17 protein-coding genes are annotated in these 19,168 nt (G+C 59.7%); 9 read left to right on the top strand and 8 right to left on the bottom strand.

Annotated features, from left to right (window positions below; genetic code table 11):
* Positions 1-127 precede the first annotated feature (127 nt).
* Complete coding sequence (locus MME58_RS16665; protein WP_054986474.1) at positions 128-1,051, bottom strand: DMT family transporter; 924 nt, start codon at positions 1,049-1,051, stop codon at positions 128-130.
* 110 nt (positions 1,052-1,161) lie between these two features.
* On the opposite strand from MME58_RS16665, the gene MME58_RS16660 reads away from it, so the two are divergent.
* Positions 1,162-1,731 (top strand): helix-turn-helix domain-containing protein, encoded by a 570-nt coding sequence (locus MME58_RS16660; protein WP_054986475.1) that lies wholly within the window; start codon positions 1,162-1,164, stop codon positions 1,729-1,731.
* A 42-nt stretch (positions 1,732-1,773) separates the two neighbouring features.
* Entirely contained in the window at positions 1,774-3,177 is a 1,404-nt protein-coding gene (locus MME58_RS16655) for an FAD/NAD(P)-binding protein (protein ID WP_055005362.1), read from the top strand.
* A gap of 153 nt (positions 3,178-3,330) precedes the next feature.
* Here the strand turns inward: MME58_RS16655 and MME58_RS16650 are convergent, their stop codons facing one another.
* Entirely contained in the window at positions 3,331-4,437 is a 1,107-nt protein-coding gene (locus MME58_RS16650) for a sigma-54 interaction domain-containing protein (protein ID WP_054986477.1), read from the bottom strand.
* Positions 4,437-5,576: an FMNH2-dependent alkanesulfonate monooxygenase gene (gene ssuD / locus MME58_RS16645; RefSeq protein ID WP_055005361.1), complete on the bottom strand. Its 1,140-nt coding sequence runs from the start codon at positions 5,574-5,576 to the stop codon at positions 4,437-4,439. The genes MME58_RS16650 and ssuD overlap by 1 nt, the downstream gene beginning before the upstream one ends.
* Before the next feature lie 389 nt (positions 5,577-5,965).
* Here ssuD and ku point away from each other — a divergent pair, with 389 nt between their 5' ends.
* Entirely contained in the window at positions 5,966-6,871 is a 906-nt protein-coding gene (gene ku, locus MME58_RS16640) for a non-homologous end joining protein Ku (RefSeq protein ID WP_054986479.1), read from the top strand.
* 20 nt (positions 6,872-6,891) lie between these two features.
* Complete coding sequence (gene ligD, locus MME58_RS16635; protein WP_055005360.1) at positions 6,892-9,528, top strand: DNA ligase D; 2,637 nt, start codon at positions 6,892-6,894, stop codon at positions 9,526-9,528.
* A 62-nt stretch (positions 9,529-9,590) separates the two neighbouring features.
* Here the strand turns inward: ligD and pssA are convergent, their stop codons facing one another.
* The gene (gene pssA / locus MME58_RS16630; RefSeq protein WP_055005359.1) at positions 9,591-10,934 is read right to left on the bottom strand and encodes a CDP-diacylglycerol--serine O-phosphatidyltransferase; all 1,344 of its coding nucleotides are present in this window, start codon (positions 10,932-10,934) and stop codon (positions 9,591-9,593) included.
* A gap of 242 nt (positions 10,935-11,176) precedes the next feature.
* A complete protein-coding gene (locus MME58_RS16625; RefSeq protein WP_055005358.1) occupies positions 11,177-12,319 on the bottom strand; it encodes a glycerophosphodiester phosphodiesterase in 1,143 nt (380 codons plus the stop codon).
* Between the two features lie 317 nt (positions 12,320-12,636).
* Between MME58_RS16625 and MME58_RS16620 the strand changes: the two genes are divergently transcribed.
* The 3 genes from MME58_RS16620 (at position 12,637) to MME58_RS16610 (ending at position 14,737) form a co-directional block, all read left to right on the top strand.
* On the top strand, positions 12,637-13,569 hold the full coding sequence (locus tag MME58_RS16620) for a 2-hydroxyacid dehydrogenase (protein ID WP_055005357.1): 933 nt from the start codon (positions 12,637-12,639) through the stop codon (positions 13,567-13,569).
* 110 nt (positions 13,570-13,679) lie between these two features.
* Positions 13,680-14,414 (top strand): CTP synthase C-terminal region-related (seleno)protein, encoded by a 735-nt coding sequence (locus MME58_RS16615; RefSeq protein ID WP_055005356.1) that lies wholly within the window; start codon positions 13,680-13,682, stop codon positions 14,412-14,414.
* On the top strand, positions 14,411-14,737 hold the full coding sequence (locus tag MME58_RS16610) for an antibiotic biosynthesis monooxygenase family protein (RefSeq protein WP_055005355.1): 327 nt from the start codon (positions 14,411-14,413) through the stop codon (positions 14,735-14,737). The genes MME58_RS16615 and MME58_RS16610 overlap by 4 nt, the downstream gene beginning before the upstream one ends.
* A 3-nt stretch (positions 14,738-14,740) precedes the next feature.
* Here the strand turns inward: MME58_RS16610 and MME58_RS16605 are convergent, their stop codons facing one another.
* From MME58_RS16605 to MME58_RS16595, 3 genes are all read right to left on the bottom strand, one after another.
* Positions 14,741-16,159 carry a short-chain fatty acid transporter gene (locus MME58_RS16605; RefSeq protein ID WP_055005354.1) on the bottom strand — a complete coding sequence of 473 codons (1,419 nt, stop codon included), beginning with the start codon at positions 16,157-16,159 and terminating at the stop codon, positions 14,741-14,743.
* Between the two features lie 177 nt (positions 16,160-16,336).
* Positions 16,337-16,993, bottom strand: a complete 657-nt coding sequence (locus MME58_RS16600; protein WP_054986487.1) for a CoA transferase subunit B — start codon at positions 16,991-16,993, stop codon at positions 16,337-16,339.
* Between the two features lie 41 nt (positions 16,994-17,034).
* Positions 17,035-17,736, bottom strand: a complete 702-nt coding sequence (locus MME58_RS16595; protein ID WP_054986496.1) for a CoA transferase subunit A — start codon at positions 17,734-17,736, stop codon at positions 17,035-17,037.
* A 128-nt stretch (positions 17,737-17,864) separates the two neighbouring features.
* Here MME58_RS16595 and MME58_RS16590 point away from each other — a divergent pair, with 128 nt between their 5' ends.
* Together MME58_RS16590 and MME58_RS16585 are read left to right on the top strand one after the other, a co-directional pair.
* Complete coding sequence (locus MME58_RS16590) at positions 17,865-18,755, top strand: LysR family transcriptional regulator (protein ID WP_055005353.1); 891 nt, start codon at positions 17,865-17,867, stop codon at positions 18,753-18,755.
* An 88-nt stretch (positions 18,756-18,843) separates the two neighbouring features.
* Positions 18,844-19,125 (top strand): outer membrane protein assembly factor BamD, encoded by a 282-nt coding sequence (locus tag MME58_RS16585; RefSeq protein ID WP_054986489.1) that lies wholly within the window; start codon positions 18,844-18,846, stop codon positions 19,123-19,125.
* Positions 19,126-19,168: the final 43 nt, after the last annotated feature.

The raw sequence follows: 19,168 nt of genomic DNA, 5'->3' as shown, positions 1-19,168 counted from the left end.
ATACGTGCCAGACACCCCGATACCAAAGGGACTGTTTCCGAAATTTCCTACAAAAAGTGTCTGCTGTTTTCAAGACAGCAGATCGTTGTCATGAAACAGGTATGTAACGGCGAAGCGAGCACCTGGCTCAATCGGCTCTGGACACGCCTTGTTCCTTGATGAGGCTCTGTTCGGCGGGCGCAGAGCGCCGCTTCATTTCGCTGACGATCACCCCGGCTACAATCAAGGCTGCACCCAGCAGGGCGATGCCCGGCAAGCGCTCACCGGCCAGTCTTCCGACAATCCCGGCCCAGACCGGTTCACCCGCATAGATCACGGTGGCACGCGTGGGCGAAACACTTTTCTGTGCCCAGTTCATGGCGATCTGAATAACCGCACTCATTGCGCCAAGGCCCACGGCACTGAGCACCAGCACCCAGGAAAAAACCGGCAGGCGTTCCTGGGTGGGGACAATCATCAGAAAGGCCAGAGCTGAAGCGGTTGCCAGCTGCACCACGGTAACCCTGCGTACATCGACCTTGCCGGCATAGGCACTGATCATGATGATCTCGGCAGCTATGGCCACGGCACTGATCAGCGTCACGATCTCGCCAGAGCTGAGTTGCAGGGCAGTACCTTGCGGTCCGGCGACCAGCATCAGCCCGGCAAAGGCGAGGATGATGCCCAGCGTCGGCATCAGACCTGGTCTTCGTCCAAGCACCAGCCATTGCAATAAAGGCACGCAAGGCACATAGAGCGCCGTGATGAACGCGGACTGGCTGCTGGGAATGCTCTGCAATCCGATGGTCTGCAGGCCATAACCGAGCATGATGCAGGTGCCGATGAAGACCCCGGCCTTGAGTTCAAGAAAAGTCAGACCGCGCAGCACCTTCGTCGAAAACAGCGCTACGATAAGCGCCGCTGCGGCAAAACGCAGACCGACGAAAAACATCGGGCCGCTGACGGTCATCGCGTGCTGGACCAGCAGGAAGGTGCCTCCCCAGAGCATGGTGATCATAATCAGCACGGCTTCTGCCTTGCTGATGCGGGGTAGACGGCTGATAGACTTCATGTCAGCTCGGGACTCCTGTGAATGGCTATGCGTACGTCAAGCGCTGGACACCCTGACGTCGTCTTTGAAATGGGCAGTATAATGCGCAACGGTTTGATATGAGTACCTGAATGCACAAAGAAAATACTCAACGCCCTCCGGTGTTGCAGCACGTCAGCCAGAACGTGCGCCGTTTGCGCAACGACGCCGACCTCAGCCAGACCGCTCTGGCGGAAAAGTCCGGGGTCAGCCGCCGCATGCTGGTCGCTATCGAAGCGGGCGAGAAAAACGTCAGTCTGGCAACACTGGACCGGGTGGCTGAAGCGTTGGAGGTGGCGTTCAGCGACCTGATTCAGGCCCCCGAAAATCGTGATTACAGCCGTATCAACGAACTGGCATGGGCCGGTACGATTTCAGGCAGCAAGGCCGTGCTGCTCGCCAGGGCGGTTGCCCGGCAAGAAGTGGAGTTGTGGGAGTTCTGTCTGGAGCCTGGTGATGCCTACGTGTCGGAAGCCGATCCGGATGGCTGGAGTGAACAGGTCTATATCGTGGAAGGGCATCTGACCCTGCGCTTCTCGGACCCTGCTGCCGTGCAACAGGTCGGCCCTGGCGAGTTCTTCATGTTCCCCAGCAATCAGCCACACCGTTATTGCAATGAGGCTGATACACCCCTGCGTTTTGTGCGTAACGTCGTGCTCTGACCTTCCGACTCTTCTATTGCAATCCGACCGAGGCGCTGTTCGATGACCGAAGACCCTAACCAGACGGCTGACATTCTGATCATTGGCGGAGGTCTGAGCGGCAGCCTGCTGGCGGTGCAGTTGCTGCGCAGAGCCGGCCAGCGTCGAATCCTGATCATCGAAACCCGCAGCGAGCTTGGCAGGGGCGAGGCTTACAGTGCAACGGAGCCGGGCCATACGCTCAATGGCAACGCGGCGCGGATGAGTGTCGATCCGGACAATCCGGATGACCTCACGCACTGGCTGACGGCCTATCTGGCCGAGGGCGGCTGGCCTGAAGCCGCCGAGCAAAAGGTTCCGATCGCCGAGCTGTTTCCGCCGCGTGGCGTGTTCGGGCTTTATGTTCAGCAGCGCTTGCGTGAGGCCCGTGAAGCTGGCGAAGCGGCTGCTTCCACGGTAATGCATGTGCGCGGCGAAGCCGTCGATGTGCAGGTCCATGAACAGGGTGTGAGCGTCACGCTGGCTGACGGTCGTCTGTTGCGCGGCAGCCAGGCTGTGCTGGCGACGGGTATGTACGCCGCTTCGCGCACACCCCGGCGCGAGTCGAACGAGCTGAACGCGGCAGCGCTGGATCCCTGGAATGTGCAGGCAATGGAGCAGCTCGATGCGCAGTCCAGAGTGCTGATCATCGGCTCCGGCCTGACCATGGTCGATGCGCTGGTCTCGCTGGAAAAAGCCGGGCATCGCGGGCCGATTCAGGTCTATTCCCGGCACGGCCTGCTGCCCCATGTTCGACGCCAGCCGCCGGAGTGGTCCGACTTTCTGGCCCAGGACCCGAGTATTCGCAGCACTCGGCAACTGGTACGCAAGGTCCGCGAGCAATGCGAGCTGGCCATCGAGAGCGGCATCGATTGGCAGGCCCCGCTGGACACCGTGCGCGCCAACGTCGGTAGACTGTGGAATCAAGCCAGCGACAGGCAGCGCCGCCAGTTCGTCCGCCATGTACGGCCCTGGTGGGAAAGCCATCACCATCGCTCTCCGCCACCCAGTGCTGCGCTGCTGGCAAGGCTGATCAGGCAAGGACGGCTGAGCATTGACGCCGCGTCATTGCAGAGCGTTGCAAGCCTGCCTTCCGGTCAGGTGCAGATCAGCGTTCGTCGGCGCGGTGACAGCAATCCCACGCAGATCCTCGGCGATGCCTTGATCAATTCCACGGGTATCGAGTACGACTGGCGGCGAGTGGATCGCCCGCTGCCTCGGCAACTGCTGGAGCGTGGATTGATCCAGCCGGGGCCTTTGGCGCTGGGCATCGCTGCCGATGCCGGTGGCGCGGTGCTCGACGCGCACAGTCACTGCTCGTCACGCCTGTTCGCCATGGGCCCGCCGCTGCGCGGCATGTGGTGGGAAAGCACCGCAGTGACCGATGTCGCACTCCAGGCCAAGGCGCTGGCAATGCGCTTGCCATGAGGTGCCGCCGCGTGATCGTGGCCGGACGCAAGGCGTCTGCAACGGCATGCCCACGCGGAGCGCGGGCACCATAGCGTCTTGCGGATACCGCGCGTTCCTCACGCTCCAGCGTGGAAAGGCCTTGCTTGACGCTCCGCGTCGTCTGCCTGTGTATTACACCGACAGGTGCAACATCCGGTCGCCCTGCACGTTTTCACCCGGCCTGCGTTTGTTGACTGCCAGTTCACCGATCTTTATCAGTCGCGTACGTGTGACATTTCGCGTCAGGCCCAGCAAGCTGGCCGTGTGCACCTGATTATGGTGACAGAAGCGGTAGGCCGTTCTGAGCAATGTGTCTTCGACCTTCTCGTGCAACGCGCCGGCCTGTTCTTCGAACAACTTTTGAAACGCCCGATTGAGCAACTGTTCGGCAGATTCGTCAGGCGGGTTCTGTTCGTCCTGACGCTCGATTCTCAGGTTCGACAGGCGCAGGTCATCACGCTGAATGACGCCTTCCCGGCAGACCAGCAAGGTGTGATGAATGACGTTTTCCAGCTCGCGAATATTGCCTGGCCAACTGTAGGTCTTGAGCTTGTGCTCGGCTTCCGCACTGATTCTTACCGGGCCATGGCGCAGACGCTGGCTGTAGACCTCGATAAAGTGCCGCGCCAACGGCAGGATGTCGCCGGGCCGGTCGCGCAACGGGCTCAGTTCCAAGTTGACCACGTCCAGCCGGTAGTAGAGGTCCTCGCGAAAATGCCCGGCGTTGATGGCTTTTTCCAGTTGTACGTTGGTGGCCGCGAGTACCCGCACGTCAATCGGCACGCTTTTGCGCGAGCCCAGACGGACGACTTCCCGTTCTTGAAGTACGCGCAGCAGCTTGACCTGCAGTGTCATGGGCAGGTCGCCGATTTCATCGAGAAACAGCGTGCCGCCGTTGGCCTCCTCGAACCAGCCAGCCTTGGCGCTGATCGCTCCGGTAAAGGCGCCTTTCTCGTGACCGAACAACTCGGCCTCGATCAGGTTCTCGGAGAACGCGCCACAGTTGACCGCCACGAACGGCTTGTCGCGGCGTGCACTCAGCTCGTGGACGTGCCGTGCCACCAGCTCTTTGCCGGTACCGGTTTCACCAATGATCAGTACGCTGGCATCGCTGGGCGCAACCTGGCGCACATGAGCGAGCAAGGCCCTGGACTTGGGGTCCTCGAATACCTGCGCAGTGGCCCTGATCGAGGTCGCCAGCGCAGGCGAGTGCGGTAAGGTCAGCAGTTGCCCGGACATCACTTGGCCTGCGGGGGCAGATCGTTGGCGATCATTTCGCCGAACGGGCCCGTCAGGTTGGTGATGCCGCGCCCTGCAAGGCTGGCGTAGGGTTCAGGCAGCAGCGGGAAGACCAGCTCGGCAAAGCGATACGCTTCTTCCAGATGCGGGTAGCCCGAGAAAATGAAGCTCTCGATGCCCAGGTCCGCGTATTCCTTGATGCGCGCCGCGACTTCTTCAGGGTTGCCGACCAGCGCCGTGCCTGCGCCACCGCGTACCAGGCCAACGCCCGCCCACAGGTTGGGAGCAATCTCCAGATTGTCGCGGCGGCCGTCATGCAGGGCAGCCATGCGTCGCTGGCCTTCGGAATCAAAGCGTGAGAAAGACTTCTGGGCCGCAGCAATGGTTTCATCACTGATGTGTTCGATCAGCGTGCTCGCAGCTTTCCAGGCTTCTTCACTGGTTTCGCGCACGATAACGTGCAGGCGAATGCCAAACTTCACGGTACGCCCCTTGCGGGCTGCTCGTTCGCGAACATCGGCCAGCTTCTGAGCCACGGCGGCCGGCGGCTCGCCCCAAGTCAGGTACACATCCACCTGATCGGCAGCAAGGTCATGTGCCGCGTCGGAGGAACCACCGAAGTACAGCGGCGGATAAGGCTTCTGAATCGGCGGGTAGAGTGCTTTGGCGTTCTGTACGCGCAGATGCTTGCCTTCGAAATCGACCGCTTCGCCCTGCAATACCCGACGCCAGATCTGCAGGAATTCGTCAGTGACTTCATAGCGCTCACTGTGATCGAGGAAACTGCCGTCGCCGCGATTTTCGTCCGGATCGCCACCTGTCACTACGTTGATCAGCAAACGGCCGCCGGAAAGACGATCGAGTGTGGCTGCCATGCGAGCCGAAACGGTCGGGGAAATGATGCCCGGACGGATCGCCACCAGGTATTTCAGGCGCTCGGTCAATGGCACCAGCGCCGAGGCGATGACCCATGAGTCTTCGCAGGAACGGCCGGTTGGAATCAGTACCCCGTGATAGCCCAGATCATCGGCGGCCTGCGCGACCTGCTTCAGATAATTGAGGCTCACGGGACGTGCGCCCTTTGTCGTGCCCAGATAATGGCCGTCGCCGTGAGTCGGAAGAAACCAGAAAACGTTCATGACAAATCCTTGGAAGTGATCAGCTGAGTGAAAGCTGACGGGACCAACTGTTGGTTTGCAGACAGTTCGCCAACAGCGTTCGAGGTGGAGCCATTTATAGAACGTCTGATTTATTCCGCAAAAGAACGTTAAACCATATTTTTAGATCCTAAACGCATATAAGGGCCATCAAAATCTGTATGTCACCCTGCAGACCCTTCCAGGACAAGGCTTTGAACGTCTCGCGACCTCGCTCGCTATTGTGTTTATCAGGAGCCAAAGCGTTGACAGTCCGGTTATGAAAACAAAAAACCGCGCTTACCTGCGCGGGTTTTCCGGCACTCGTCAGGCTGTCGAAACTTTTGTCCGACCGGTCCTGTCACTTTTTCAAGATCAATAGGAGTCAGACCATGGCAAGGGCAATCTGGAAAGGCGCAATCAGCTTCGGGCTGGTACATATACCGGTCGCGTTGGTATCGGCGACAACCTCAACCAGTGTCGACTTTGACTGGCTCGACAAGCGCAGCATGGACCCGGTCGGCTACAAGCGAATCAACAAGGTCACCGGCAAGGAAGTCACCAGCGAAAATATCGTCAAGGGTGTGGCGTACGAAAAGGATCGTTATGTGGTGCTCAGCGAAGAAGAAATACGCTCCGCGCACCCAAAATCGACTCAGACCATCGATATATTCGCCTTCGTCGACAGCCAGCAGATCCCTTTGCAAAACATCGACACACCTTATTTTCTGACCCCGGACAAACGCGGCGAAAAAGTCTATGCACTGCTGCGCGAAACCCTGATCGATACCCGCAAGGTAGCGCTGGCCAATGTCGTGTTGCACACCCGTGAACATCTGGCGGCGGTCATGCCGCTGGAGTCGGCACTGGTGATGGTGATCCTGCGCTGGCCTGCCGACGTGCGCGAGCTCGACGCTCTTGAGCTGAGCGACGCGGTGACGGATGCGCAGTTGACCAAAAGCGAGCGCGACATGGCCAAGCGTCTGGTCAAGGACATGAGCGCCGACTGGCAGCCTGAGCAGTACCGTGACACCTTTCAGGACAAAATCATGCAACTGGTCGAAACCAAGGCAGGAGAAGGCAAGATCGAGGATGTCGAGACGGATCCGGCCGAAGAAGAGCGCAAGAGCGCCGATGTCATCGACCTCACCGACTTGTTGCGGCGCAGCCTGGCGGGCAAGGGTAGTGCGGGTAAAAGCAAACCGGGCAAGCCTGCGGCAAAAGAAAAACCTGCCGACAAGGACAGTACCAAGCCCAAACGACCTGCCGCTCGCAAGAAAACCAGTAAAGCCTCTTGAGCCATACGGAGACACCGGCCATGGCCAAGCCCGCCAGCGAGTACACACGCAAGCGCAATTTTGCCGTCACCTCCGAGCCTGCGGAGAGCCCGCGCAAAGGCAAATCCCGTTCGAAGCCCGGTGCGCTGGCTTTCGTGATTCAAAAGCACGATGCACGTAACCTGCACTACGATTTTCGCCTGGAACTGGACGGCACGCTCAAGAGCTGGGCGGTGCCCAAAGGGCCGAGTCTGGACCCCAGACAGAAGCGGCTGGCCGTGCATGTTGAAGACCACCCACTGGACTATGCCGGTTTCGAGGGCAGCATTCCGCAAGGTCAGTACGGCGGCGGCGATGTGATTGTCTGGGACCGTGGGATCTGGCAACCGCATGGCGATCCGCAAAAGACCTATGAGGAAGGAAAGCTCAAATTCACCCTGGTCGGCGAGAAGCTCAGTGGCGACTGGGCACTGGTACGTACCCGGCTCAAAGGTAGCGGCAGCAAGGAGCAGTGGCTGCTGATCAAGGAAAAGGACGCCATTGCACGGCCTGCTGACGAATACGACATTACTCAGGAGCAGCCGCAGAGCGTGATCAGTGGTGCTCACGTCGGCACTCACGTCGGCAATGCTCATGCAGACAAAAAGCGCAGCACGTCGGCAAAGCCTCCGGTTAAACCTGCATCGGGCAAAACCGGGGCCTCGGCGTCAAAAACCGAGGCATCCGCTTCACCTGCAACAACAGCGCGGAAGAAATCGAAGCCAGACTTCCCTGAAGCGCTTTCGCCGCAACTGGCGACGCTGGTGGATGCGCCGCCAGCGGGTGACTGGCTGTATGAGATCAAGTTCGACGGCTACCGCATTCTGACCCGCATTCAGGATGATGAAGTGCGTTTGTTCACCCGTAACGGTCATGACTGGACCGAGCGGCTACCCGAGCTGGTCAAGGCGCTCAAGGGGCTGAAAGTAAAAGACAGCTGGTTCGACGGTGAGGTCGTGGTTCTTGACGAGCAAGGACTCCCGGACTTCCAGGGGCTGCAGAATGCCTTTGACGCCGGCACCAGCAAAAACATCCTGTATTACCTGTTCGATATGCCGTTTCTGGGCGCAGAAGATCTGCGTGAAGTGCCCCTTGAGCAGCGTCGTGATGCCTTGAAACACGTGCTCGACGCTCAGCGCAGTCGCCTGTTGCGTTATTCGGATGCCTTTCAGGCCGGGCATCATGACATTGTGGCGAGTGCTGCCGCAATGGGCCTGGAAGGGGTCATTGGCAAGCGTGCCGGGAGTGCCTATGTCGGCAAGCGCAACGCCGACTGGATCAAGCTCAAATGCCGGCTGCGACAAGAGTTCGTGATTGTCGGGTACTCCGCTCCTCAGGGCAGCCGCTCGGCATTTGGGGCCTTGTTGCTGGCGGTCAACGACGGCGATGAGGGACTGGTGTATGCCGGCAGGGTCGGCACCGGGTTCAGTGAAGAGACGCTTGCACAACTGCACAAACAGCTGAAAAAGCTCCACCGCAAGGATTCACCGCTGGCCAGAAAACTGTCCTCGGCTCAGGCCCGGGGTGTGCAGTGGGTCGAGCCAAAACAGGTCTGCGAAGCGGAATTCGCCCAGTGGACCCGCGAAGGCATTGTGCGACAGGCTGCATTTGTCGGATTGCGCAGTGACAAGCCAGCCACTGAGGTGGTGCGCGAAGACGCTCAGCCTGCCAGGGTTGCCAGTCAGGGCCAGACTAAAGCGAAGTCGGCAGCGCCCCGGAGCGGTAAAAAAACCGCTCAAGGCAAAGTGGATGTGGCCGGCATCGGCATCAGCCATCCGGATCGAGTGATCGACAGCAAGACCGGCACCAGCAAGGTCCAGCTTGCACAGTTCTACGAGTCTATCGCCGAGTGGATTCTGCCGTATCTGGACAAGCGTCCGGTGGCGTTGCTGCGTTGTCCGGAGGGCATCGACGGTGAGCAGTTCTTCCAGAAACACGCCGAGCATCTGGCGATTCCGCACATCAAACAGCTGGATCGTGCGCTGGATCCCGGACATGCCGCGCTGATGGAAATCGATTCGCTGCCCGCATTGGTCGGTGCTGCGCAGATGGGAGCCATCGAGTTGCATACCTGGGGCGCGACGCGTGACAGGATCGAAACGCCGGACCATTTCGTTCTGGACCTTGATCCCGATCCGGCGCTGCCCTGGCGCAGCATGATCGAAGCCACGCAAATGGTGCTTGCCGTGCTGGAGGAGCTTGGGCTCGACGCCTATCTCAAGACCAGTGGCGGCAAGGGAATGCACATCATTGTGCCGTTGGCGCGGCACGCAGACTGGGACACGGTGAAGGCCTTTGCCAAGGCCATCGCCGAGTTCGCCAGTCGTCAGTTGCCCGAACGTTTCACTGCGACCATGGGGCCGAAGAACCGGGTGGGGAAAATTTTCATCGATTACCTGCGCAACAGCCGAGGCGGCAGCACAGTGACGGCCTATTCGGTACGTGCCCGGCCGGGGCTGCCGGTCTCGGTGCCGATTGCGCTGGATGAGCTGGCGGGTCTGAAGTCGTCGGCACAGTGGGACATCTCCAGCCTGGGACAGCGCTTGAAGCAGCTCAAGGACGATCCGTGGGCCGGCTACAGCAACCGCCGCAAAATCACGCAAAAGATGTGGAAGCAACTGGGCGCGAAACAGCCGTGAGACGCCATGTTTCATTGGCTGCAAGCCGACATGCCCTGGCATGTCGGCCGGCCGCCTGAGGGTCAGAGAATCCGGTACAGCAATCGCTCGACCCGGACCCGGCTGACGCGCTTGAGGAACTTGCGCACCCCTTCGGGATAATTGGCCAGTGTGTCGAGTTCGTCATATTGGTTGACGCGCTGGGTATTGCGCATCAGATGAGCGATTTCTGCGTCACGCGGCTCGCTCCACAGGCCTTGCGGATCATCGATCAGCAGCGCGTTTTCCAGGTCCAGATTGAATGCGCGAGGGTTAAGGTTGTTGCCCGTCAACAGGGTATAGCGCTGATCGACCCAAATGCCTTTGAGATGGAACGTGTTATCGCCATGTTTCCACAGGTGCACGTTGAGGCGCTGCTGCGCGATTGCCTTTTGATGCTTGTGGGCAAAGCGCCGCAGACTGATTTCATACAGGTACGGCAGGGCCGAGATCACCTTGAACGGTTCGTCCGGGTCAATGAAGAAGTCGTTGGCGGTCTTGTCGCCAATGATGATATCGACCTGCACACCGCGCTTGAGCGCCCGGTTGATCTCACGGGTCACGGCCACCGGCAGGTTGAAATACGGGGTGCAGATGGTCAGCTGGATCTTGCTCGACGCAATCAGGTCGCAAATGGCTCGGTTAAGGTTGTTGCGTGGTCCGACGCCCAGCAGCGGAATCACCCGCAGCTCGCCGTTTTCCTTTTCACCCGCCGAGGTGTCGTAGGCAGCGCGCTTCAGATCACTGCGAAAGGCGCGGATTTCGCTGCGCAGGCTGCGCGAGTCGGGTGGCGATTGCAGGTCGAGGCGGTGCACGGCCGGTGACGGGAGTATTTCTCGCTGTACCAGATTTTGAAAAGCATCCGCCAGTGGTGCGCTTTCGATCAGGTGGTAACGGTCCAGGCGGTATTTGTCGAGCTTGTGCAGATAGACGTTGTTGATGCTGGCACCGCTGTAGATCACACAATCGTCGATCACACTGCCCTTGAGATGCAGCACCCCGAACAGCTCGCGGGTTTGCACGGGCACGCCGTAGATCGGTACTTCTTCATCGTATTCAAGGTTCTGCGCCTGATACCAGGTCGAGTTGCCGGGCTGACGTCCGGCACCGATCAGCCCCCTCTGCGCACGGAACCAGTCAACCAGCACCACGACATCAAGCTCCGGCCGGGCAGCCTTGGCCGCGTACAGCGCGTCGAGGATCTCCTGGCCGGCTTCATCCTGTTGCAGGTACAACGCGATGATATAGATGCGGCGGGTGGCCGACGCGATCCTTTCCAGCAGACAGCGCCTGTAGTCGGCGGCAGAAGGAACAATGGAGATTGCATCGCTCGGCAAGGCAAAACCACGAAGTGCTGCCAGGGTCGAGCGTCGGAAAGTGGACGGCATAGGCCTCTCGATCGGAAAACCAATAGCGCATGAGCTTACACGAGAGTTGCGTGCAGGTGGCTGTCCCTGACCTGTTTCAAAGCATTGCGAAGCGTCTCGGGATGTTATGCCCATGGCGAGCGGTGTGACATCGGGCACTGAGCGTCGGGCGTTCGCGACATTGGCCGATACGCTTTGAAGCTGGCGGGTACGATCGATTTTCGGGTGGCTGGCCGCATCGCGGGATGCGGCCAGTGGCTCGATCAGTAGCCGTTACGCTTGAGAATGGTGTGAATGCTTTCTTTCGCGGGGCGCCCGTAGAATTTCAACAGTTCAGCGGTACGGTTGGTGAAGAAACCATCGACCCCATCGTTGCTGATGCGCTTGAAGTCATCGGCGGCGTCCACCGTGTAGGCGTGGATCACCATACCTTTCTCGTGGGTCAGGTTGTTCATCCAGGGCTTGACCAGGTCCATGTAGCTTTGGTCGCCGCCCTTGGCCAGTTGCGACGAAGGACCGGTGCCGATGGCACCATGGGCTTTGGCCCAGTCAATCCATTTCTGGAACTCCTCCGGTGATTTGACTTCCTGCGAAGCGTAGTAGGTGGCTTTGTCCTTGGCTCCCGAATCCTTGAACGCGACGCTGGATTTAGGCTCTATCGAGCCTTCGCCAATCCACAGCAGCATGACTTTGGGCACTTTCGGCATTTCTTTCTGCAGCAATTCCAGGCTTTGCTTCTCGAACGTCTGCAGTACCACGCGTCCCGGCATATGCGCGACGTTGACATGCCCGGCCGCTGCGGCGGGGCGTTGCGCGAGCCAGCCGCGTTGGGTCAGCACTTTTTTAAGGTCGGCTTCGACACCGGGAAACTTGTTCGGCACCTTGGTCTCGATGTACAGCCCCGGTTTGTTCGCGCCGCCTTCGGCGATGTCGATGACCTCATCCAGTGTCAGGATTTGCAACCCGGTGTAACTGTCGCGCGCCCTGTCGGGGTAGGCCTTGTTGAACCATGAACCAGCATCCAGTTGCTTGAGCTCCGCCAGCGTGAAGGTACTGACCGGGTCCTTGACCCGGGTCGGGAACACTTCGGCAATGTTGGTGGTGCGTTCCAGCACGTCATCGTGCAGCGCTATCAGTACGCCGTCCTTGGTGCGCTGGATGTCCATTTCCAGGTAATCGGCACCCAGATCGCGTGCCAGGGTATAGGCCGGAATGGTCTCTTCCGGCGCGTCGAATGAAGCGCCGCGGTGGGCGATCACGGCGGGCCAGGGCAGACCGTATTTCTCGCTCAATACCTTGCCTGGGGCATCCGCCGCCGCTGCCATGCCTGATGACAACATCAGGCTCGACATGACAGCCGAGGCCAAAAGGGTCTTTTTCAACAGGGTGGTGGAAAATCCTTGCATGGGCGGGTGTTTCCTTGTTTTTGAGAAGGCCTGTTTTGAGAAACCTGAGCACCAGCCGACAGGGCTGCCGTTGGTTTCGCTGCATGCAACGATAGCGCACTTGCGATCCCGGGTCTGGCAAGGCCTCAGGCTCTGGGCCTGAATTGGCTACGCTCGCCGAGTTTTCGTACAGAGCCCAGTGTCTCCGGCAAATGCGTCCACTTTATGAACACATAGTGCGGGCGAAAGCTTTTTTTCAGCGCGAACACCAGGGTGCGCTGCACAAGCGCGTCGAGTCGCGTTAAGGTCAGTGTTTTGCTGATCGGACGGGAACGCACATGACAACGGTATTGGTGCTGGTGGAAAACCTGGACACGTATTTGCCGATTCTGGAAAGCAGCGGTTTTCAGTTGATTCGTGCGCCGACGGCCGAACTGCGCGCCGAGGCAATTGCTGCGCACGGGCAGGAAATCAGTGCCGTTGTCACACGCGGACCGCTGGGTTTTTTCGCCGAGGAAATGGATGCACTACCGCAGCTGCGCATCATTTGTGTGAGCGGTGCCGGCTACGAGAAGGTTGATCTGTCTGCTGCGCAGGCGCGGGGCATCCGTGTGACCAACGGTGCGGGCGTCAATGCCGCCACAGTGGCTGATCATACGCTGGCGCTTTTGCTGTCCCTGGTGCGCGACATCCCGCAGGCCGATGCCTCGGTGCGGCGCAGCGAGTGGCGCAAGGTGGTACGACCCTCGCTGGCGGGCAAGCGCCTCGGCATTGTCGGGCTGGGAGCCGTGGGGCTGGCGATTGCCAGGCGTGCAGCAGCGTTCGACATCGCCATCGGCTACCACAATCGCAAACCGCGCACCGATTGCGATTACACCTGGCACGCCACGCCACAGGCGCTGGCTGCCGCGTCGGATTTTCTGATCATCGCCACCCCCGGCGGCACCGGCACGCAGCATCTGGTCGATGCACAGGTGCTTGAGGCGCTGGGTCCTGAAGGCTTTCTGGTCAATATTGCGCGCGCCAGTGTCGTGGATACTCATGCCTTGGTCGATGCGCTCGAGAACCAGCGGATTGCCGGAGCCGCGCTGGACGTCTTCGACGATGAGCCCGCTGTGCCGGACGTGTTCAAGACGCTGGGCAATGTCGTGCTGACGCCCCATGTAGCAGGGCTGTCCCCGGAGGCCTCGAGAGACAGTGTGCAGATGGTCAACGACAATCTGCTGGCATTCTTTTCCGGAAAACCGGTGCTGACGCCTGTGATTGACTGACCCGGCGTGCAGTATTGCACGCCGGCATTGCAACGATGCCCATTCTGCTGGTTTTGATGCCTGTTTATAGTCTCCGCCCAGGTCATACGAAGTCGAACAGGGAGCAGGGCATGGGCAAGGCAGATAGCGTAGGCAACACGGTAAAGATCGGCCTGGTGGGGGATTTCAACGCGGATGTTCCAGCCCATCGGGCCATTCCTCTGGCACTGCAGATGGCGGCGGAGGTGCTTCAAATAACGGTCGGCTTCGAATGGCTGCCGACGCCACAAATCGGCAACGGTGCACGGCTTGGCGAATTCGACGGTCTCTGGTGTGTACCTGCCAGTCCGTACCTGGACATGCAGGGCGCATTGACTGCCATTCGTTTCGCCCGTGAGCAGCTCGTGCCGTTTCTTGGAACGTGCGGCGGCTTTCAGCACGCGTTGGTGGAGTACGCTCGCCATCAATTGGGCTGGGCAGACGCCGAGCACGGCGAAACGGCGCCAGAAGCGCCAAACGTCATCATCGAGCCACTCAGTTGCTCACTGGTTGAATCGGTGGCAGCGGTTCAGTTGCAACCCGATACATTGATCGCCCGGGCGTACGGCAGGCTGGATATCGAAGAGCGTTATCACTGCCGCTACGGTCTGCGCCGTGAGCTGGAGTCCGCGCTGTTCGGCCAACGGCTCGAAATCAGTGGACGCGGCCCGGAAGGCGAAGTACGCAGTATCGAACTGCAGGGGCATCCGTTCTTCGTCGCCACGCTGTTCCAGCCGGAACGGGCTGCGTTGCAGGGCGAAATACCGCCTGTGGTCAAGGCTTTCCTGCGCGCTTGCAGCGCATTCGTACAGAGTACCGAATCATGATGGCCTCGCGCTTTGCCACGCCCTATTTTGCGGTCGTGTTCACCTCATTGCGTACGCATGACGAAGGGCAGGCCTACGCAGATGCTGCGCAGCGAATGGTAGGTCTGGCCCGGCAACAGCCCGGCTTTTTAGGCGTGGAATCGGCACGCGGCGAAGACGGACTGGGGATCACCGTGTCCTACTGGACCGATGAGACCGCGATTCTGGCCTGGAAACGGCAAGCCGAACATGCCGAGGTCCGCGAGCAGGGGCGTGCACGCTGGTATCAGGCGTTTACCACGCGAATCTGCAAGGTCGAGCGTGATTACGCGTTCGACAGCTAGCTATCAGGGCATTACCGGCGGCGTATAGGCCAGCGTAGTGCCCAATGCCCAGAGCAGAAACAGCACCAGTGGCGTGTGAACCAGCAACTGCACGAACGAGAACCCGATCAGGTCACGCGCTTTCAGGCCCAGTACCCCCAGCAGCGGCAGCATATAAAACGGATTGATCAGGTTGGGAAGCGCTTCGGCTGCGTTGTAGATCTGCACTGCCCAGCCGAGGTGATACTGCAGGTCATTGGCGACTTGCATCACATAGGGCGCTTCGATGATCCACTTGCCGCCGCCCGATGGAATGAAAAAACCCAATATGGCCGAATAGACGCCCATCAGAATCGCGTAGGTGTCATGCGAGGCGATACTGGTGAAAAACGTCGAGATATAATGCGCCAGGGTTTGCGCATCACCGCCTTTGACTGTAGTCAGCAGTGCGGCGATCGAGCCGTACAGTGGGAATTGAATCAACACACCGGTGGTAGTGGGCACCGCCCGTGCTACCGCATCGAGAAAGCTGCGCGGCCGCCAGTGCAGCAATGCGCCGAGCATGATGAACAGAAAGTTGTAGGTATTGAGTCCGGAGATCGCAGTGATCGCCGGTTTGTTCGAAAACTCGTTGAACAACCAGCCTGCTCCCAGCAGCACCATCAGGATGATCAGCAGCGGGCTGTACTCCAGCCATTCGCCGGGCCGTGTGCGAGGCGGCAGTGGCGGCAGGTTGAAGGCCGGGTCGACACCGCAGGCCTTGGCGTCGCGAGCGCTGATGGGACTTGGGGCGGTGGCATAGGCCACGATCAGTGAGATGACCACCAGTGCTGCGAGCATGACCCCGGATTGCCACAGAAAAATGGTTTCGGTGAAAGGAATCACGCCGGTGATCGCCAGGATGGACGGCGGCAGGCTGGCCGGGTTGGCCTGCAACTGCGCAGCCGAAGAAGACAGCCCCAGCGCCCAGACTGCGCCCAGCCCCAGGTACGCGGCAGCACCAGCTGCGCGATAATCCATACGCAGGTCAGTACGCCGGGCGAGGGCGCGTACCAGCAAGCCGCCGAACACCAGTGACAGTCCCCAGTTGAGCAACGAGGCCAGCATGGAAATCAGCGCCACCCAGGCCACCGCCGAGCGTCCGTTGCGTGGCACCCGGGCCAGGCGGTCGATCAGGCGTACGGCGGGAGGTGAACTGGCGACCACGTAACCGCCAATGACCACGAAGGCCATTTGCATGGTGAACGGAATCAGGCTCCAGAACCCGTCACCGAATGCCTTGGCGGCCTCGGCCGGACGTGCGCCGATAGCCAGCGTTGCCAGGGTGACGATAACCACCGCCAATGCGGCAAATACCCAGGAGTCGGGAAACCAGCGCTCGGCCCACGCTGCACAGCGCAAGGCAAATCGCGCGGAACGGCTTTCTTCGATGTTGGCGGCCATCTGGGGCACCTCTTCTTGTCATTATTATCGGGGTCGAGCGCAAGGTGGTGTTACCACGTCGGGGCACCAAGCGTTCGCAAGCCATTCTGATGTTGGTCAGACGCCGCAGGAGCTAGCCGGGCCGTTGGCCACAGTCAAGCGCGAGCTTCATAACCAGGAGCCAGAGGCTCACGGTCCTCAAAAGCTCATCTCGATCACGTCATCCGGAACGATCAGTTTGCCGGCGGTCCTGGCTATGATCTCTTCGACGCTGACCCCAGGCGCACGCTCGCGGAGGATGAACGCACCGTTTTCAATTTCCAGGTACGCCAGATCGGTCAGCACCTTGCGAATGCATCCCGCACCGGTCAGTGGCAGGCTGCAGCGGGTCAGCAGCTTGGATTCGCCGTCCCTGGATGCGTGGGTCATGGTCACAATGATGTTTTCGGCACCCGCCACCAGGTCCATCGCGCCGCCCATGCCCTTGACCAGTTTGCCGGGAATCATCCACGACGCGATATTGCCCTCGACATCCACCTCGAAAGCGCCAAGCACCGTCAGGTCGACATGGCCACCACGGATCATGGCAAAGGATTCGGCCGACGAGAAAATCGATGCTCCGATGCGTGCGGTAACTGTCTGCTTGCCGGCATTGATCATGTCCGCGTCGAGGGTATCCTCGGTCGGAAAGGCGCCCATGCCCAGCAGGCCGTTTTCCGATTGCAGCATGACGTCGATGTCGTCCGGCACATAGTTGGCCACCAGCGTTGGAATGCCGATGCCGAGGTTCACGTAATAACCGTCCTTGAGTTCACGAGCGACGCGTTGAGCCATTTGTTCGCGAGAAAGTGCCATGGTCTGAATCTCTTTGTTGTTGTCTGCCCGAGGCGGCGCTATCAGGATTTTCTGACGGTGCGCTGTTCAATGCGTTTTTCAAACGTGCCTTGAATCACTCGATCGACATAAATGCCGGGCGTGTGGATCTGGGCAGGCAGCAATACGCCGGGTTCGACGATCTCCTCGACTTCCACCACGGTGATACGTCCAGCGGTGGCCGCTACCGGGTTGAAGTTTTGCGCGGTATGTCTATAGATGACATTGCCGAAGTGGTCGGCTTTCCAGCCTTTGATCAAGGCGAAGTCGCCGGTGATGGCTTCCTCCAGAATGACGTTGCGGCCATTGAACTGACGGGTTTCCTTGCCTTCAGCCACGGGGGTTCCATAACCTGTCGCGGTGTAGAACGCCGGAATGCCCGCGCCACCTGCGCGCAGTTTTTCCGCCAGGGTGCCTTGAGGGGTGAGTTCGACTTCCAGTTCGCCACTGAGCAACTGCTTTTCGAACAAGGCGTTTTCGCCGACGTAGGATGAAATCATTTTCCGGATCTGCCGGTCTTCGAGCAGTATGCCCAGGCCGAAGCCGTCAACGCCGCAGTTGTTGGAAACCACGGTCAGGCCTTTGATGCCCATGCGTTTGATCTGCATGATCAGGTTTTCCGGAATGCCACACAGGCCAAACCCGCCGCAGAGCACAGTCATGCCATCGGTCAGCCCGGCGAGGGCTTCTTCGTAGGTCGCTACTCGTTTATCGAGTCCAGCCATGATGATCCGCCTTTTATAGTTGTTGACCGACAGTCGCACTGCCGGAGGATCGATGACTTGCATCTTCTCTCGTGAGCACTGATTTGTTAATTTTGTTTTTCTGATCAATTGATAAGAAAATCGAATAGATGAACGTCAAGCAGCTTCGCGCTTTTCTGGCAGTGGCGCAGTACTTGAGCTTTGCTCAGGCAGGGGAGCGGCTGAACATCTCGCAGCCGGCGTTGAGCCTGACGATCAAGGGGCTGGAGGACGACCTGGGCGGGCAATTGCTGACCCGCACCACACGCAATGTGGCGCTGACGCCCGAAGGCGAAACCCTGCTGCCGCTGGCGCGCCAACTAATGGCCGACTGGGACAACACCGAAGAGTTGCTGCGCCAGCGGTTCACCTTGCAGACGGGGCGGGTTTCCATCGCCGCCATGCCATCATTCGCCGGCAATCTGCTGCCTGCGGCGCTGAAGGTGTTCCGCGGGCGCTACCCGCGGGTCAACGTTGCGGTGCATGACGTGATCAACGAACAGGTGCTGGAGATGGTGCGCCATCGTCGCGTCGAGCTGGGGATCGGTTTTGAGCCCGAGTCCAACGGCGCCCTGTCGTTTACGCCGTTCTATATGGACCGTTTCGTGGCCGTGGTACCTGGAGAGTCACCGCTGGCCGGGCGGGGCGAGGTGTCCTGGGCGGAACTGTTGCGCGAAGACTTTATCGCCCTGCAACGCCCTTCGGCCGTACGTTTGCTGCTGGAACAGGCCATCGAGCCCAGGCACGGCAAGCTGGCGGTGGCGTTCGAAAGCCATCAGTTGTCGACCATCGGCCGTATGGTTGCCAACGGTCTGGGCGTAAGCGCCGTTCCATCGCTGTGCATAGGGCAGATGCACGAACTGGGGGCATGCTGCGTTGCGCTGGTAGAACCGCGTATCGAGCGCCGTATCGGCCTGATGATGCTGGCCGATCACAAACTTTCCACTGCGGCCCAGGCGTTGCGCGAGGTATTGATCGAGGAGGCTCGTAGCAGTCGATAGCGACTATCACGGTGGATGATTTTTGCTGCAACGGGGGGCGGCGTAACCTTGCTTCATTCCTGAAATGAAGCCCGCCCGGAGGCCCCAGATGAACCGTATGCTTGCCCTTGCGCTTGTCCTGACATTCACCGTTGCGCTGGTTTCCGGCTGCTCCACCCACCATGCGGTCGAGCAGCGTGCGTTCAGTGCCGAAGAAAGCCATCAACTGGCGCTTGAAGACCTGAACCGTCGTGGCCTGTCGTTTGAGGAGTACCAGGCGCGCAAGGCGCAGTTGATGGCCGATCCTCAGATTCAGCAGGCGCGGGAATTCGACGATAAAGGCGAAACAAGTGTTGACCTGGGTGTGACGGGCCAACAGCCACAAGGCTAACAGTCTGCTTAAAAATGATTTTTTGTATAACTGTACGGTAGGA

It is taken from the genome of Pseudomonas syringae pv. tagetis, assembly GCF_022557255.1.
Taxonomy (GTDB): Bacteria; Pseudomonadota; Gammaproteobacteria; order Pseudomonadales; family Pseudomonadaceae; genus Aquipseudomonas; species Aquipseudomonas caricapapayae.
The sequence above is the reverse complement of the archived record's forward strand: the minus strand, read 5'-3'. Positions and strand labels throughout refer to the sequence as shown.